Source organism: Modestobacter sp. VKM Ac-2985, assembly GCF_026967925.1.
In the GTDB taxonomy this organism is placed as follows: Bacteria; Actinomycetota; Actinomycetes; order Mycobacteriales; family Geodermatophilaceae; genus Modestobacter.
On sequence record NZ_JAPVBI010000002.1, the window covers coordinates 1352808 to 1368694 of the forward strand.

Sequence of the window (15887 nt, forward strand, 5' to 3'; positions counted from 1 at the left end):
CGGGCCGCGCCCGGTCACGCGGCCGGCGCGGTGGACACCTCCAGGTCGACCAGCAGGGGGTGGTGGTCGGAGGCGCCGGCGCCGTCCAGCACCCGGGCACCGGTGACCGTCACGCCGGCCGACACCCACACCTGGTCGATCCGCATACGCGGGCGGCGGGCCGGGTGGGTGAGCCCCTGGCGGGCGTGCAGGGAGAAGCGCCAGGCCTGGTCGCTGCGGTCGGCCGCCGTCTCCCAGGCGTCGCGGAGGTGGGCGCGCAACGGGGCCAGCTCCGGGGCGGTGGCGTCGGCGTTGAGGTCGCCGACCAGCACCGCCGCCGCCCGCGGGTCAGCGTGCAGCTCGGCGACCGCCGCGGCCTGCCCGGCCCGGTCGTCGGCCGACCGGCTGGACAGGTGCGTTGTCGTCACCCAGAGCACCCCGCCGGCCAGCTCGACCCCGGTGCGCAGCGCAGTGCGCGGCTCCCCCCGCCCGGGCAGCCGGTGCAGGTCGGAGCCCAGCAGCGGGAGCCGGGACAGCACGGCGTTGCCGTACTGCCGGCGCTCGCTGCCCCGGCCCGGCTCGTCGATCGAGGGCCCCCACGCCAGCTCCATCCCCAGTGCGCGGGAGAGCAGCAGCGCCTGGTCGGCGTGCTCGCTGCGGTCGCCGAAGTGCCGGTCGACCTCCTGCAGGCAGATCACGTCGGCGTCCGCGGCCTGCAACACCTGGGCGAGGCGGGCCAGGTCGTGCCGGCCGTCGCCGCCGACGCCGTGATGGGTGTTGAACGTGACCAATCGAACCGCGCGGGACACTGGGTTGGGACCGGGGACGGATATGTTCACGACGACCAGCGTGCCCGTCTCAACGTGCATCCACGTATGGGGCCTGCCGTCGTCCGCCCGGTCGGCGTCCCCGAGCGCCGGCCCGGCCACGCCGTGTATGCCCCGTGACCCGGACGCCGCTTTGACGACACATAAGCTCTCAAGGGACGTCTCCATGGTTTCGTCATGGACAAGGTGCACTCTGGTGATGAATCAGACGGGGGCAGTCGATGCGCGGATCGTGCCGGGGTAACTCGCGGCTGGCTGGGCCAGGGTGACCGGTTCCTCGAGCGAGGAGATGAATCGCTCGGCTGAGATGGAACAGTTGCACGAATCGGTCGCCGCGGCGGTCATCGACGCCTATTACCCCGAGGCAGTCCGCTCCGGATCCGTGGCGCGGACCCGGGCCCAGATGGCGCAGTCGGCGGTCTCGCTGTTCGCGGCGGGGGCACTGGCCACTCTGACCGTCACATCCTTGCAAGACGAGCCTTGGCCGGTGAAGGGCCTGGCGTGTTTGGCGATCGCCGCGTGGCTGGCGTCAGCGGTCGGCTACACCCGAGCCGTCGGAAGTCCGGTGCCCTTCGATCATGAGACAACGCGCGCCCGGACGAGGTCCGAGCTCGTCTCGATCGTGCTGCAGCGCGCCCTTATGGAGAAGAAGTTCGTCGACGTCCGGCAGCGGTGGGCGGGTGTCCTGGCCATCGTGGCGCTCGCCGCAACGGCGCTGACAGTCAGCGTCGCGGTCTTCATCGGCCAGTCCTTGGAGCGGGAGTCGGCGACGCTCACCCTCACCGCTGAAGGGCAGCGGGCAGTGAGCGAGCTTTGTGGCCGGCCACTGGTCCGGCTGGAGGGGCGACTCCAAGTTGAGCCGGAGGATCTGCGCACGGTCAACGTCCTCACCGCGCCCGGGACGTGCGGCCCGGAACCCCAGGAGCTGGTCGTGACCCGCACGCTCGTCACGGCACTCCTCGTCGACGGAGGTGACGAATGACACACCAACCCACTCACGTGCTTGTGATCATGCGCCCAGGTTTGACGGAGTCGGGCGCCGGACCCGAGCTGATAAAGGCCTGCTCGACGGCATTAGAGACGATTGCCACGGCCCAAGGAGGCTTGGCAGCGGTCCTGCTTGTTGGCTCCCTGACCAGCAATGCCGAAGCGGTCGAGTTTGAGGCGGTAGACCGCCTGCTCTCGGTGATCCGCGATGAGGCGGCGCGCCTGGCCGTGGCCGACGAACCGGAGTGCCCTGCACTGGCAATTCCTGGTCCCGATGACCGGGAGGCCCTGTCCCCCAAGCGTGCAGCATTGCGATCACTGCAGGGTTCGTGGGCGGCCACGGAAGGTGCACTTTTCCAAGGGGACGCGCCGGAGGAGTTGGCTGCCATCGAGTCGGCCTTCGGCCTCTACGAGCTGTGGTCAGCCGACCAGCACGCGGCACTGCCGGGGTGGCACGGCGGCATGGTGCCGGGCGACGGGAGCTGCACGCTGGATATCGCCGGTTCGCGAGTCGGGATCATTTCGGTCAACTCTGCGCTCCGGATGCTGAGCTCCCCAGCCTCGCCGGACATCGCCACGTGCGGACCCGCTCAGGTGGCTGATGCAGTAGGCACCGACGACATCGGGACTTGGGCCCGGGATCGTGACGCGGTGGTCCTGGTGGCGGCCTCCCGTGGCGCGGGCGAAAGCGGGACAGTCCCCATCGGCGATCATGTCGGTCTCTTCGCGGACGACGGGGCGGTCCCGGCTCAGGACCCCTTCACATGGCGGGCCACCGTGGGCTCATCGGTCGTGTGCCTGGTGGACGTTGCTCGCGCGGTGACGGCCCGTGGAACATCGGAGGAGCAACGGTCATCGCGTGGATTCGAACGTGAGCCAAGAGCGGACGGTGCAGCCGATAACCCTAATGAGGCGCCCGGCGAGCGGGGTCTGTCTCGGGACGACGCCACACGGAGCTTCACTAGAGACATAGCCACGGGCCGGGCCGCGCTGCTCGTTTTCGACGGATTGGCACAGCTCTGCAAGCCCAGCGGAGCGGCGATGTCCGACCGCGCCGAACTTCGAGGAAGGTTGCTTCGCCTTCTAGGAGTGGGCGACGACGATCGTCGAGCAGGCCTCGGCGACCTGCTCAGGTTTTCTTGTCAACGTGACCCCCAGGGGGCGCGGGCAGCTGTCCGAGAGGTCAGTGACATCGAGGAGTCAAGTCCCCTCGTGCGGCGGCTCGTCAGCGCCCCGTGGACCCGCGTTTACGACACGACGGGTTCGAGTGCCTACCGGCGGGTTCTCGACGAGGATTCGGCGCTGGCCAAGTCCGTGACCGTGACGGACGCGCATGTCGAGTCCACGAGTGCACGACCCGGAGTCCGGCAAGTCATCGCCCTTAACGGCGAGGGGCAATGCGCGCCTGAGGCCGTAACGTTCAGCATGTCCGCCGGCCATGGCAAGACTCCAAGGGACACCTGGCACAGACGTCTGTCCGCCGACTTCGTCACCCGGCCAGTCGTCGTCCTGGCGGCGACGACGGACGATCCCGACCTCTGGGCCTACCTAGATCTGCGTGGTGATGCGGGTGCTGACGCGTCGCGACCGGCGCCGGCAACGTACCTGGTGTGTCCTCAAGTCGGAGCCGAGGCGCGGTGGCGGCTGGACGTCATGGGTGTGTCGCTCATCGAGGAGACCAGCGAAACGTTCGTTGCCGTGCGTCTCGCGCCCAATCGTCAGGAGATCGCCATCGGCGGGGTCGCGCTAGCGCGAGCTGGGACTCGTGGTGAGCGCGCCAAGGGGATGCGCTTGCTCACTGCACTGCTGGGCGAGGTCGCTGCGGGCACCGACCGCACCGTCGCCTCGGGCGATTTCCTCCGCGGTCATGATCCGTCGTGGCAGGACATCGCGACTGAGCGGCCGCCCCGGCTATCTAGGCTCGCCCAGCTGGCGGCGCGCGCCAGCGTGGAACCCGGCCAGCGTCAAGTGGTCCTCTTGCTCGGCAGGTCGGGATCGGGGAAAACGACGACGCTGATGCAGTTCGGTGCTGACCTCGTGCGCTCCGGGTTAACCGTCGGATGGGTGGACCGATCCTTCGGGGAAGGTCGCAAGATGCTCGTCGAGGAAGCGATTGACCTGTCAGTCGACGCGGTTCTGCTCGACGACGTCGACATGTTCGGGAGTGAGAGCCTGGAGACGATGCGGTTGCTCAACAGGAACGGGAAGGTCCTCGTCGTCGGCTCTGCGCGGAGGACCGCCCTGTACGCGCTCGAGGGCGTCCGCAGTTTCACCACCGTCGATCAGGACGAACCGTTGACCGACGACGACATCCGGAAGGTCATCGCCGCACTAACTAGGTATAGCTTGCTCAATAGCTTGCGAGGCGTGCGCCCCGCGGCCGCGCGAGTCCAGCGCTTTCACGAGCTGTCGAGGCGTGACTTGATGGCCGGCCTCATTCAGGTCGTCGAGGGTCAGCCCTTCGACGAGCGCGTTGCGTCCGAGTATCAGCAGCTGCAAGGCCTGGAGAGGGATGCGTACGGCATCGTCAGTGTCGTGAGTCACGTGAATAAGGCGCCGACGATCCCAGGCGAGCATCTCGTTCAGATGCTCGCCTCTGCCCCTCCCTACCGCGAGGCGCAGACAGCTATCGATGCGCTGATCGACCAACGTCTCATCGACGAGGACGTAGCGGGCGCTGTGAAGTGCCGGCACCGGGCGATCGCCGATCGCGTCGTGGAGACAATGGGTCGCGGCGGTGATGGTCTGGTCTCCGCAATGGGGGCCCTCCTGTTCTTCTATGCGGAGCAGGCACATGAGATCCGCGACCCCGGGGAACCGGATCGTCGGCAGATGATTGCCCTGCTTAATCACAATCTCATGCGGAAACTCGGCCTTCCGGCAGCAGACGTACGAAATCTGTACGACTCGGTACGTGAGTGGCTGGAGGAGGACCTCCACTACTGGCTCCAGCGTGGGTCCTATGAGGTTGAGATCGGTGACTTTCAGCGAGCCGCGGGATACCTCAGTCAGGCGCGCGGGTGCGTCGGCGGCGACGACGACTACAAGGTCCTCACTGAGTGGGGTTCGCTCCAGCTCCAGCTTGCCGCCGCTCAGTCGATGAACGCCCGTTTGCACGAAGCCGCCGTTCTAGGGCTGGCAACACTTGAGCAGGTGGCGAAGCGACACGGGAAAAACTCCCCGCACACTTTTGCGATAGTGGCGCGAGACGGTACTCATTGGGTGACTACCAGTCGGGTGATGGACGATGGTGAGCGCCTTGACCGGGTAGTGCAGATTCAGAGCCTTCTCGATCTAGGTACACGGGTTTCGCACAATGCCGTGTTCTTAGAAGAGGCGGCCAAGGCCAGGCCCGTGCTCTCGAAGCTCATGGAAAGGCCCGACCCCGGCGTGCCTATCATCTGACGCCCCGGGTATCGCCCGAGGCCCGCTGGCGCTGGAAGGTGAGCACCTGCGGGGGGCGCTCAGCGTCTACGACAGCCGGGTGTCCAGCACCTGGGTGAAGTGCTCGGTGCCGTCCTCGTCGCGGCTGGTCGCCCAGAGCAGGAACCGGGCGTCCCGGCCCTCCAGCACCAGCTCGCCCAGCTCGTTGCCGAAGAAGGGCCCGGCCTGCTTCCGCCACTGCAGCGGGCTGGACTCCACCCGGGCCAGCGCGCGCAGCCCACCGGTCAGCACCCGGGCCCATCGGCTCCAGCCCACCTTGAAGCCGATCTCGATGGCGTGCGGCGCCTGGTTGTGCAGCGGCGACACGGTCAGCTGGTGCACCCGGGTGTCCAGGCCGCCGGGGTTGACCAGCTCGGCCGCGTAGGCGTGGTGGACGTCGCCGGACAGCACCAGTGCGGTGGCCGGCGGGTGACCCAGCTCGCCGCGCGCCGTGGCCACCAGGGTCCGGCCCAGCCGCTCGAAGGACTGCCCGAACGCCGCCCAGTGCTCCAGGTCCGCGGCCTGCCGGAGCTTCTCCATCAACCGGCCCAGCGGGTTGCCGTGGTGACGGACCGACAGCGTCTCGTTCCACCGCTCGATGTCGTGCACCGAGTGCGGCAGCAGCCACGGCAGCGAGGTGCCGATGAGCAGGTGCTCGACGCCGTCCTCGACCGACCGGCGCACCGCGGCATCGACCCAGTCGAACTCGAAGTCGTCGACGATCTTGCGGTCGTGCTCCGCCAGCCCGCGGCCCGCGCGGGTGTCGACCATGATCAGCCGGGTCGACCCCCAGTGCCGCACGTAGCTCCAGCGGACCGTCTCCGGCTCCGTGTCGGCGGCCCGGGCCATCTCGTCCAGCATCGGGCCGGCGTCGTCGGACTCGTCGGCGTTCTTCTGGATCGCCTGCCAGGTCTCGTTCTCCGCCAGCTCCTGCGGCGAGAGGTTGCCCAGGTGCTGGTAGACCCAGTAGCTGACCAGCCCGCCGCAGATCCGCTTCCGCCACCAGTCGCTCGGGGTGACCTCGGCACGCCAGGCCGCCGAGGTGTTCCAGTCGTCGATCATCTCGTGGTCGTCGAAGACCATCGAGGACGGGATCGTCGACAGCAGCCACCGGACCTCCGGGTCGCCCCAGGACTCGGCGTAGAGCCGGCTGTACTCCTCGAAGTCCGCGGCCTGGGCACCCGGCGGCTGGGACAGGTCCCGGCGGGAGGCCATCCACTCCTTCGTCGCCGGGGTCACCTCGTCGGCGTAGACCTGGTCGCCCAGCAGGACCAGGGCGTCGGGCCACTGGTCCTCGGGCAGGTCCAGCAGCCGGCGGGCGTAGCTGTCCAGCGCGTCCGGCGGGATGGCGTCACGGACGTCGACGGCGGTGGGGGTGGCGTAGCGGCACGAGCCGAAGGCCAGCCGGAAGGGCCCCGGGCGCCCGGCCGTCCGGATCCGGCTCGGCGGGGTGCTGGCGTGCGCCGGTGGCCAGACCTGCTGGCCGTCCAGGTGCACCTCGTAGGGGATGGTGCTGCCCGGCTCCAGGCCCTCGACGACGACGAGGGCGTAGTGGTGCCCGTTGACGCAGAACGTGCGGGCCCGCTGGTCCAGCACCGTCACGTCACAGGGGCGGTCGGTCTCCACCCAGATGGTGGCCGACACCGGGTCGACGTGGCGCAGGAGCGGCCCGAGCAGCAGGAGCGGTCGGGTGCCGGCGGTCTCGGGCATGCGGCACAGCCTGCCCCATGATCCTGGGAGACTGTCGGCATGGAGTTCGTGCTGATCGCGATCGCGATCCTCGTCGTCGCCCTGATCGCCGGGATCGGTCTGCTCGTCGGCCGTGGCCGGCGCACCACTCGGCTCGACTCCGACGCCGCGCGGGGCACCACGCTCACCCGCCCGCCGATCGCCCCGGACCCGACGTCGGGCGCCACCGCAGCGGACCAGTACACCGGGCCACCGGCCGCCCCCGCGCCGATCGAGGCCGAGCCGTCGCTCGTCGACCTGCCGCCGGCGGAGCCGGAGCCCGGCCTGGTCTTCGAGACCCCACCGCCCTCGGCCGGTCGGCTGGTCCGGTTGCGCTCACGGCTGGCCCGCTCCCAGTCCTCGCTGGGCCGGGGTCTGCTCACCGTGCTGTCCCGGGAGAAGCTCACCGAGGACGACTGGGAGGAGGTCGAGGAGACGCTCCTGGCGGCCGACGTGGGCGTCGCCGCCACCACCGAGATCGTGTCCCGGCTGCGCACCCAGAGCCTCGTGCTGGCCACCGCCTCGGGCACCCAGCTGCGCGACCTGGTCGTGCAGGAGCTCACCACCGTCCTGCGCCCGGACATGGACCGCACCCTGCGGACCTCCCGGCACGAGGGGCGCCCCGCCGTGGTCCTGGTCGTCGGCGTGAACGGCGCCGGGAAGACGACGACGGTCGGCAAGATCGCCCGGGTGCTGGTCGGCGACGGCAAGAGCGTCGTCCTCGGTGCCGCCGACACCTTCCGCGCCGCCGCCGCCGACCAGCTGGAGACCTGGGGCGAGCGGGTCGGGGTGCTCACCGTCCGCGGTCGCGAGGGCGGCGACCCGGCGTCGGTGGCCTTCGAGGCGGTCCGCACGGGCACCGAGGCCGAGGTGGACGCCGTCCTGGTCGACACCGCGGGGCGGCTGCACACCAAGTCCGGCCTGATGGACGAGCTCGGCAAGGTCAAGCGGGTCGTGGAGAAGCACGGACCGGTCGACGAGGTGCTGCTCGTGCTCGACGCCACCACCGGTCAGAACGGGGTGGTGCAGGCCCGGGTGTTCACCGAGGCCGTCGAGGTCACGGGCGTCGTCCTCACCAAGCTCGACGGAACCGCCAAGGGCGGCATCGTCGTCGCCGTCCAGCGCGAGCTGGGCATCCCGGTGAAGCTGATCGGACTGGGGGAGGGGCCCGACGACCTGGCGCCGTTCGAGCCCGAGGCCTTCGCCGAGGCCCTCGTCGGGAACGCCTGACGTCGCGGGAGCATCGCAGGGAGCGCCAGCGACCGAGGAGCGGACCGCGGCGTCAGGCCCGACCCAGGTGGTCGTCGGGAACGCCTGACGTCGCGGGAGCATCGCAGGGAGCGCCAGCGACCGAGGAGCGGACCGCGGCGTCAGGCCCGACCCAGGTGGTCGTCGGGAACGCCTGACGGGGGTCAGCTCACCGCGCGGGGGTCGAAGCCGAAGGGCAGCTCCAGGCGGTGCGCGGCCAGCAGCTCCGGGTCGGCCAGCAGCTCCCGGGTCGTGCCGTCGGCGACCACGACCCCGCCGTCCAGCACGACCGACCGTGGGCACAGCTGCAGGGCGTAGGGCAGGTCGTGGGTGACCATCAGCAGCGTGATCGGAAGCGCCTGGAGCACCTCGGCCAGCTCCCGTCGGCCGGCCGGGTCGAGGTTGCTGCTGGGCTCGTCGAGCACCAGGACCTCCGGCTGCATCGACAGCACGGTGGCGACGGCGACCCGCCGGCGCTGGCCGAAGGAGAGGTGGTGCGGCGGGCGGTCGGCGGCGTCGGCCATGTCGACCGCGGCCAGGGCGTCGGCCACCCGTCGGGCGACCTCGGCCTCGGGCAGGCCGAGGTTGCGGGGGCCGAAGGCGACGTCCTCGCCGACCGTGGGCATGAACAGCTGGTCGTCGGGGTCCTGGAAGACGATCCCCACCCGGCGCCGCACCTCCGGCAGGTTCCGGTCCTCGACCGGCAGCCCGGCGACCTCCACCCGGCCGCGGCCTCCGCGGAGGATGCCGTTGAGGTGCAGCACCAGCGTGGTCTTGCCCGCCCCGTTGGGCCCGAGCAGCGCGACCCGCTCGCCGGGCTCCAGCCGCAGGTCGACGCCGTAGAGGGCCTGGTGCCCGTCGGGGTAGGCGAACGCCAGGTCGTCGACGAGCAGCGAGGGGGTGGGGGTGCTCACCCGAGCAGTGAACCCCCGGCCAGCACGGCGACCGCGGCCAGGGGCAGGCTGAGGGCGGTCGCCCACGCGCGCCCGCCGGCCACCGCGACCGGTCCGCTGGGCAGCCGCCCGGTGTACCCCCGGGACAGCATCGCCAGGTGCACCCGCTCACCGCGCTCGTAGGAGCGGATGAACAGCGAGCCGGCCGCCGGACCGAGCACCTTGAGCGCACCGAGGTGCCGGCCGCGGAACCCCCGGGACTCCCGGGCCACCTGCATCCGGCGCAGCTCACCGCCGACGACGTCGGTGTACCGGATCATGAAGCTGAGGATCTGCACCAGCACGGTGGGCAGCCGCAGCCGCTCCAGCCCGCGCAGCAGGCCCCGGGCGTCGGTCGTCGCGGCCAGCAGCGTCGCGGCCAGCACCGACAGGGTCGCCTTGGCCAGGATGCTGCCGCCGGCGGCCAGCCCGCTCTCCGACAGCGACAGGCCCAGCACGTCGGTGCGCGGGCCACGGGAGACGAACGGCAGGAGCACGGCGAACAGGACGAACGGCACCTCGACGACCAGGCCCCGCAGCAGCCGGCCCGGCCGGACCCGGGCCACCCCCGCCACGGTCAGGAGCAGGAGCAGGAAGCCGGCGTAGGCCAGCGGGGCCCACCCGGCGTGCACCGGGGTCGCCACGACCACCAGGGCGAAGGTGAGGACGGCGACCAGCTTGGTGTGCGGCTCCAGCCGGTGCACCGGGCTGTCGCCGGGCACGTAGGCCGCGGCCAGCCCCCCACCGTGTCCCGCGCCCACCTCAGTGCTGGCGGGCGTCGGCCCGCGGGGCCGAGTCGTCCCTGCTGGTGCGCCGGCGCACCAGCAGGACCAGGACGCTGGTCAGCGCCAGCACCAGGAGGACGCCGATCACCCCGGCCAGGCCGCCGGAGAGCCGGTCGTCGCCGATCCAGGAAGCCGTGTAGTCGGCCAGCGGCGAGTCGGCGGCCGCGCTGTCCCGGGCGGTGGAACCGAAGCCCTGCTCCTCGGCGGTGGCCTCCAGCCCGTCGGGTGCAGAGCTGGCGTACCAGCTGCCCACCCCGGCGATGACCAGCGCGACGACCACTCCGATCAGCACGAACGTGCGGGTGCGGGTCATCGGGCGTCCACCGCGGTCGCGCCGGCCAGGCCCGGGCGGGGGGCCAGTTCCCTGGCCCGCAGCAGGTGGCGGCCGCCGCGGACCAGGTCCGGGCGGACGGTGAACACCGCGCCGAGGACGGCGACGGTGATGACCGCCTCACCCAGACCGATCAGCAGGTGCACCCCGACCATGGCCGCGGTGACCGGCCCGAGCGCGACGTCAGCGACGCCGCCCAGGCCGAACAGGCCGACGAACACCAGGGCAGCCGTCGGCACGGAGAGGAAGGCGCCCACCCCGGCGGAGGTCAGCAGTCCGGTGCGGGTGGCCGGCAGCACGGCTCGCAGCCCGCGGAAGACGCCGTACCCGACGCCGATCGCCACCAGGCCGAGCAGGGTGACGTTCGTGCCGAGGGCGGTGAGGCCGCCGTCGGCGAAGACCAGGGCCTGCACCATGAGGACGACGGTCAGGCACAGCACCGCCGTCCACGGGCCGACCAGGACCGCGGCCAGCGCACCGCCCATGAGGTGGCCGCTGGTGCCGAAGGCGACCGGGAAGTTCATCATCTGCACCGCGAAGACGAAGACCGCGGTGAGCCCGGCCATCGGGGCGGTGCGCTCGTCGAGCTCGTGGCGCGAGCCACGGAGCGCCAGCGCGACGCCGGCGGCGGCGACCGCGGCGGTACCGGTGCTGGTCGTGGCGTCGAGAAAGCCATCGGGGACGTGCACACGGACCTCCGGGACCTCGGGTTGCTGAGCGGCGCGGCCGACGACGGCGCGAGCGTTCAGCGAGCTTATTGCACCTCGTTGGCACCTGCACACCGCTCGCAAGAAGCACACGTGAACGGCCGGTGACGTGACGGAGCGCACTCCTGCCGACACATCTGCGGGGCGGACGGGGCGTCGGCAACACGCCCGGAACACAACCGAGCGACACGCGCCGGGGAGTTCACCGCGGCGAAACACGTCCACGCCGTCCACGGAAACACGGTGTCGGCACCGTCTTCCCCGCACCGCCTCCCCGGGCGGTGACTCGCCCGAGGCCCCTCGGGAACCCCACCGCGGCCGATGGCCGACGACCCCCTCAGGAGGTTGCCGTGCTCGACACCGGCAATACCGCCTGGATCCTCACCAGCGCCGCGCTCGTGCTGCTGATGACCCCAGGCCTCGCCTTGTTCTACGGCGGCATGGTCCGCGCGAAGAGCGTCCTCAACATGATGATGATGAGCTTCGGTGCACTGGCGCTGATCAGCGTGCTGTGGGTGCTCTGGGGCTACTCGATCGCCTTCGGCGACGACATCGGGTTCGGCCTGCTCGGCAGCCCCTTCGAGTTCTTCGGGCTGGAAGGCCTGATGGAGGACACCGACGCCGCGCTCCCGACCATGGCCTTCGTCGGTTTCCAGGCCGTCTTCGCGATCATCACGGTCGCGCTGATCTCCGGTGCGATCGCCGACCGGGCCAAGTTCGGTTCCTGGATGGTCTTCGCCGGCATCTGGGCGACCGTCGTCTACTTCCCGGTGGCGCACTGGGTCTTCGCCTTCGACGGCGACGACGTGGTGGGCGGCTGGATCGCCAACGACCTGGCCGCGATCGACTTCGCCGGCGGCACCGCGGTGCACATCAACGCCGGTGCAGCCGGCCTGGCGCTGGCCCTGGTGCTGGGCAAGCGCCGTGGCTTCGGCCGGGACGCGATGCGGCCGCACAACCTGCCGCTGGTGATGATCGGCGCCGGGCTGCTGTGGTTCGGCTGGTTCGGCTTCAACGCCGGCTCCGCCCTCGCCGCGGACAACACCGCCGCCGTCGCCTGGGTGAACACCCTGGTCGCCACCGGCGCCGCGACGCTCGCCTGGCTGCTGGTGGAGAAGATCCGCGACGGGCACTCGACCTCGCTGGGCGGCGCCTCCGGTGTCGTGGCCGGGCTGGTCGCGATCACCCCGGCCTGCTCGGCGGTCTCGCCGCTGGGCGCGATCGCCGTCGGCGCCGTCGCCGGTGCGCTCTGTGCCCTGGCCGTCGGGCTGAAGTTCCGGTTCGGCTACGACGACTCGCTCGACGTCGTCGGCGTCCACCTCGTCGGTGGTCTGGTCGGCACCATCCTGATCGGCTTCCTCGGCACGGCGGCCGCTCCGGCCGGCGTGGACGGCCTCTTCTACGGTGGCGGCGTCGACCAGCTCTGGCGCCAGGTCGTCGGTGCGCTGGCGGTCCTCGCCTACTCCTTCGTGCTCACCCTGGTCATCGGCTTCCTCATCCAGAAGACGATCGGCTTCCGCCTCACCGAGGAGGACGAGGTCACCGGCATCGACACCGTGGTGCACGCTGAGTCCGGGTACGACTTCGCCTCCCTGGGCGGCGGTGGCAGCACTGCGCCCCTGGGTGGCCAGGCACGCGCCGAGGCGCGCAACACGGAAGGGAGCCAGGCATGAAGCTCGTCACCGCCATCGTCAAGCCGTTCAAGCTCGACGACGTCAAGAACGCCCTGGAGCTGATCGGCATCGCCGGTCTGACCGTCAGCGAGGTGCAGGGGTTCGGCCGCCAGCGCGGCCACACCGAGGTCTACCGCGGCGCGGAGTACCAGGTGGACTTCGTGCCGAAGGTGCGGATCGAGGTCGTCGTCAGCGAGCACGACGCGGCCCGGGTCGTCGATGCGGTCGTCGAGTCCGCCTCCACCGGCCAGATCGGTGACGGCAAGGTGTGGGTGACCACGATCGACGAGATCGTCCGGGTCCGCACCGGTGAGCGCGGGGCCGACGCGCTCTGAGCAGGGACCCCGTCCCTGGCTCGCTCCGGCGAGCCTCGCGACGGGGCCGGCACTGAGCTCGGACGTCGGCCGGGGTGGCGGGGAGACCCGCTGCCCCGGCCGACGCCGTCTCTCCCGCAGGACGACCGAGAGGTGCCCGTGCTCGACCTCGCCACCCTGACCGCACTGCCCCGCGCCGAGCGGGTGCAGGCGTTCGACGACTGGCTGGCCGGCCTGCTGGCCGACGCGCTCGCCGGGACGCCGCGTGCGACCCGTCGCCGGGGCGGCCCGCCGGGCGAGCCGGCGGAGACCGGCGTGGCCCTGGTGGCCGTGGGCAGCCTCGGCCGCCGGGAGCTGCCACCGCACGGCGACCTGGACCTGGTGCTCGTGCACGACGGCCGGGCCGAGATCGCGGCGCTCGCCGATGCCCTCTGGTACCCGGTCTGGGACGCCGGAGTGCGGCTGGACCACTCCGTGCGGACGGTCTCCGAGGCCGTCTCCGTGGCCGCCGACGACGTCAAGGCCGGCCTCGGCCTGCTCGACGCACGGCACGTCGCCGGCGATCCGGAGGTCACCGCGGGCCTGCGGACGGCGACGCTCGGCTCGTGGCGTCAGCACGCCGGCCGGCTGCTGCCCCAGCTGCGTGACCTGCGCCGGGAGCGGGCCCGGCTGGTCGGCGAGCTGGGGTTCCTCCTGGAGCCCGACCTGAAGGAGGCCTACGGCGGGCTGCGCGAGGGGCAGGTGCTGCGGGCCCTGGCCGCTGCCCAACTCGCCGACGAGCCCCCGGCCGACGCCGGCGAGGCCTACGACTTCCTGCTCGACGTGCGAGACGCCCTGCGCCGCGGCACCGGGCGAGCCGGCGATGTCCTGGTCCGCCAGGAGCAGGCCGCGGTGGCCGAGGCGCTCGGACTGGCCGACGACGACGTGCTGCTGCGCCGGGTCAGCCTGGCCGGGCGCCGGCTCGCCTTCGTCGCGGACGAGACCTGGCGGCGGGTCGACGCCTCCCTGGTGCGGCGTCCGCGCGCCCGATACCGGCGGGTCCGGCGCGAGCCGCTGGCCGAGGGGCTGGTCAGGCAGGGCGACGAGGTGGTGCTGGCCCGGGACGCCCGGCCGGCCGTGGACCCGGGGCTGGTGCTGCGCGGTGCCGCCGCGGCCGCGCGTGCGGACCTGCTGCTGTCGCCGTACACGCTCAAGGTGCTGGCCGTGCACGCGCCGGCGCTGCCGGAGCCCTGGCCCGCGGAGGTGCGCTGGTCCTTCCTCCGGCTGCTGGCCAGTGGTCGCAGCGCCGTCCCGGTCGTCGAGCAGCTGGACCAGGAGGGCCTGCTGGTCCGGATGCTGCCGGAATGGGACCGGGTGCGGTCGCTGCCGCAGCGCCACCCGTGGCACCGGTTCACCGTCGACCGGCACCTGGTCGAGGCAGCCGCCGCGGCCTCCGAGCTGACCCGGGACGTCGACCGGCCGGACCTGCTGCTCGTCGGTGCCCTGCTTCACGACATCGGCAAGGGCTGGCCCGGTGACCACAGCGTCGTCGGCGAGCCCATCGCCGCGGCGGTGGCCACCCGGATGGGCTTCTCGCCGCCGGACGTCGCCACGCTGGCCGCGATGGTGCGCCACCACCTGCTGCTGCCGGCGACCGCCACCCGGCGGGACATCGACGACCACGCCACCATCGACCGGGTCGCCGAGACGATCGGCCGGGACACCGCCCTCCTGGAGCTGCTGCACGCGCTGGCGCAGGCCGACGGCGCGGCGACCAGCAGCTCGGCGTGGTCGCCGTGGAAGGCGCACCTGGTCGCCGCGCTGGTGGCCCGCGTCCGGGCGCACCTGGTGGCCGCCCCGGCCCCCGGGCCGGTGCTGGTGCCGACCGTCCCGCAGGTGAGCTCCTCGGGCACGGGGTCGGCAGGGGAGGGCGAGCGCATCTCGGTGGGCGTGCAGGACGTGGCCGACGGCCAGCAGGTGACGTTCCTGGCGCCGGACCGACCCGGCGTGTTCAGCCGGTGCGCCGGGGTGTTGGCGCTGAACCAGCTCGACGTCCGGGCGGCCAGCATCTCGGTCGAGGGTGGCCGGGCGACGTCGGTGTTCGCCGTGCGGCCGCGGTTCGGCCGGGCGCCGGTGCCGGAGATCCTGGCCGACGGCGTCCGCGCCGCCCTGGAGGGGACGCTGCCGCTGGACGACCGCCTGCGCCAGCGCGAGATCGACTACCGCCAGCACGGCGACCGCGCCGCGGGGCCGCGGATCTCCTGGTACGACAACGAGGTGGACGGCGCTGCCTCGAGCATCGTGGAGGTCCGCGCCGGTGACCGGGCCGGCCTGCTCTACCGGCTGACGTCCGCGCTGGCCGAGCAGGGGCTGGACGTGACCTCCGCGCGGATCGAGACCCTCGGTGCCGACGCCCTCGACTCCTTCTACGTCTGCGACCCCGGCGGCGCCACGATGGACGCCGACCGGCGCCGGCAGGTCGAGGAGGCGCTGGTGTCCGCCGCCCGCGGCCTCGCGCCGGAGGAGACGGGTCCGGTCCCGACGGTCGGCGGGCCGGCCGTCAAGCGGGACACGCCGTCGGGCTGAGGTGCGCAGATCTGTCGTACCCCCGTGAGACGTTCGACGTGCCGGACGGGAGCCCGCTCCCCACGACCGGCGCCGAGACGAGAGGGGATGCGACCGTGACCGATCTCCAGCAGTGGCCCTGCCCCACGTGTGGGCACGTGACCGACTTCGAGCAGCCGGAGTGCGTCGACGGCCACACCCAGGACGGCGGGGCGTGTCCGGAGTGGGCCTGCACCGCCTGCGGCACCGCCCTGGTCAGCGGCGACGCGCACCGTCCGGTGGCCGCGACCTGGCACCGGGCGGCCTGAGCGAGGTCTCCCCGCCGCACCGTGCACGACTTCCTGGCGGACCACCGCCGAGGGGCCATTACGCTGGGAGCAGTGGCGTGACGGCCCCGGGGTGGCCCCGG

The 15887-nt window shown here is 72.0% G+C and carries 13 protein-coding genes; 7 read left to right on the forward strand and 6 right to left on the reverse strand.

The features are described 5' to 3' along the window. Window positions 1–14: 14 nt before the first annotated feature. Window positions 15–848: an endonuclease/exonuclease/phosphatase family protein gene (locus O2V61_RS15755; RefSeq protein WP_269184202.1), complete on the reverse strand. Its 834-nt coding sequence runs from the start codon at window positions 846–848 to the stop codon at window positions 15–17. Between the two features lie 223 nt (window positions 849–1071). Here O2V61_RS15755 and O2V61_RS15760 point away from each other — a divergent pair, with 223 nt between their 5' ends. Then, window positions 1072–1788, forward strand: coding sequence for a hypothetical protein (locus O2V61_RS15760; protein WP_269184203.1), 717 nt, complete (start codon window positions 1072–1074; stop codon window positions 1786–1788). A gap of 122 nt (window positions 1789–1910) precedes the next feature. Further along, window positions 1911–5198: a P-loop NTPase gene (locus O2V61_RS15765; RefSeq protein WP_269184204.1), complete on the forward strand. Its 3288-nt coding sequence runs from the start codon at window positions 1911–1913 to the stop codon at window positions 5196–5198. A gap of 66 nt (window positions 5199–5264) precedes the next feature. Here O2V61_RS15765 and O2V61_RS15770 read toward each other — a convergent pair whose 3' ends face one another. Beyond that, the gene (locus O2V61_RS15770) at window positions 5265–6926 is read right to left on the reverse strand and encodes an alkaline phosphatase D family protein (protein WP_269184205.1); all 1662 of its coding nucleotides are present in this window, start codon (window positions 6924–6926) and stop codon (window positions 5265–5267) included. 39 nt (window positions 6927–6965) lie between these two features. Here O2V61_RS15770 and ftsY point away from each other — a divergent pair, with 39 nt between their 5' ends. After that, on the forward strand, window positions 6966–8174 hold the full coding sequence (gene ftsY, locus O2V61_RS15775; protein WP_269184206.1) for a signal recognition particle-docking protein FtsY: 1209 nt from the start codon (window positions 6966–6968) through the stop codon (window positions 8172–8174). Between the two features lie 182 nt (window positions 8175–8356). On the opposite strand, the gene O2V61_RS15780 is transcribed toward ftsY, so the two are convergent. The 4 genes from O2V61_RS15780 to O2V61_RS15795 are packed head-to-tail and all read right to left on the reverse strand — an operon-like array spanning window position 8357 to window position 10929. Beyond that, the gene (locus O2V61_RS15780; RefSeq protein ID WP_269184207.1) at window positions 8357–9106 is read right to left on the reverse strand and encodes an energy-coupling factor ABC transporter ATP-binding protein; all 750 of its coding nucleotides are present in this window, start codon (window positions 9104–9106) and stop codon (window positions 8357–8359) included. Beyond that, window positions 9103–9885, reverse strand: a complete 783-nt coding sequence (gene cbiQ / locus O2V61_RS15785; RefSeq protein ID WP_269184208.1) for a cobalt ECF transporter T component CbiQ — start codon at window positions 9883–9885, stop codon at window positions 9103–9105. Before cbiQ ends, O2V61_RS15780 begins: the two co-directional genes overlap by 4 nt. 1 nt (window position 9886) lies before the next feature. After that, complete coding sequence (locus O2V61_RS15790; RefSeq protein WP_269184209.1) at window positions 9887–10222, reverse strand: PDGLE domain-containing protein; 336 nt, start codon at window positions 10220–10222, stop codon at window positions 9887–9889. After that, the gene (locus O2V61_RS15795) at window positions 10219–10929 is read right to left on the reverse strand and encodes an energy-coupling factor ABC transporter permease (RefSeq protein WP_269184210.1); all 711 of its coding nucleotides are present in this window, start codon (window positions 10927–10929) and stop codon (window positions 10219–10221) included. The genes O2V61_RS15790 and O2V61_RS15795 overlap by 4 nt, the downstream gene beginning before the upstream one ends. A 368-nt stretch (window positions 10930–11297) precedes the next feature. On the opposite strand from O2V61_RS15795, the gene O2V61_RS15800 reads away from it, so the two are divergent. The 4 genes from O2V61_RS15800 to O2V61_RS15815 all read left to right on the forward strand — a co-directional run bounded on the left by O2V61_RS15800 (window position 11298) and on the right by O2V61_RS15815 (window position 15786). Then, a complete protein-coding gene (locus O2V61_RS15800; RefSeq protein WP_269184211.1) occupies window positions 11298–12620 on the forward strand; it encodes an ammonium transporter in 1323 nt (440 codons plus the stop codon). Further along, entirely contained in the window at window positions 12617–12955 is a 339-nt protein-coding gene (locus tag O2V61_RS15805) for a P-II family nitrogen regulator (protein WP_091066026.1), read from the forward strand. Before O2V61_RS15800 ends, O2V61_RS15805 begins: the two co-directional genes overlap by 4 nt. A 132-nt stretch (window positions 12956–13087) precedes the next feature. Next, on the forward strand, window positions 13088–15499 hold the full coding sequence (locus O2V61_RS15810) for a [protein-PII] uridylyltransferase (protein ID WP_269184212.1): 2412 nt from the start codon (window positions 13088–13090) through the stop codon (window positions 15497–15499). A gap of 137 nt (window positions 15500–15636) precedes the next feature. Then, window positions 15637–15786: a hypothetical protein gene (locus O2V61_RS15815; protein WP_269184213.1), complete on the forward strand. Its 150-nt coding sequence runs from the start codon at window positions 15637–15639 to the stop codon at window positions 15784–15786. Window positions 15787–15887 lie beyond the last annotated feature (101 nt).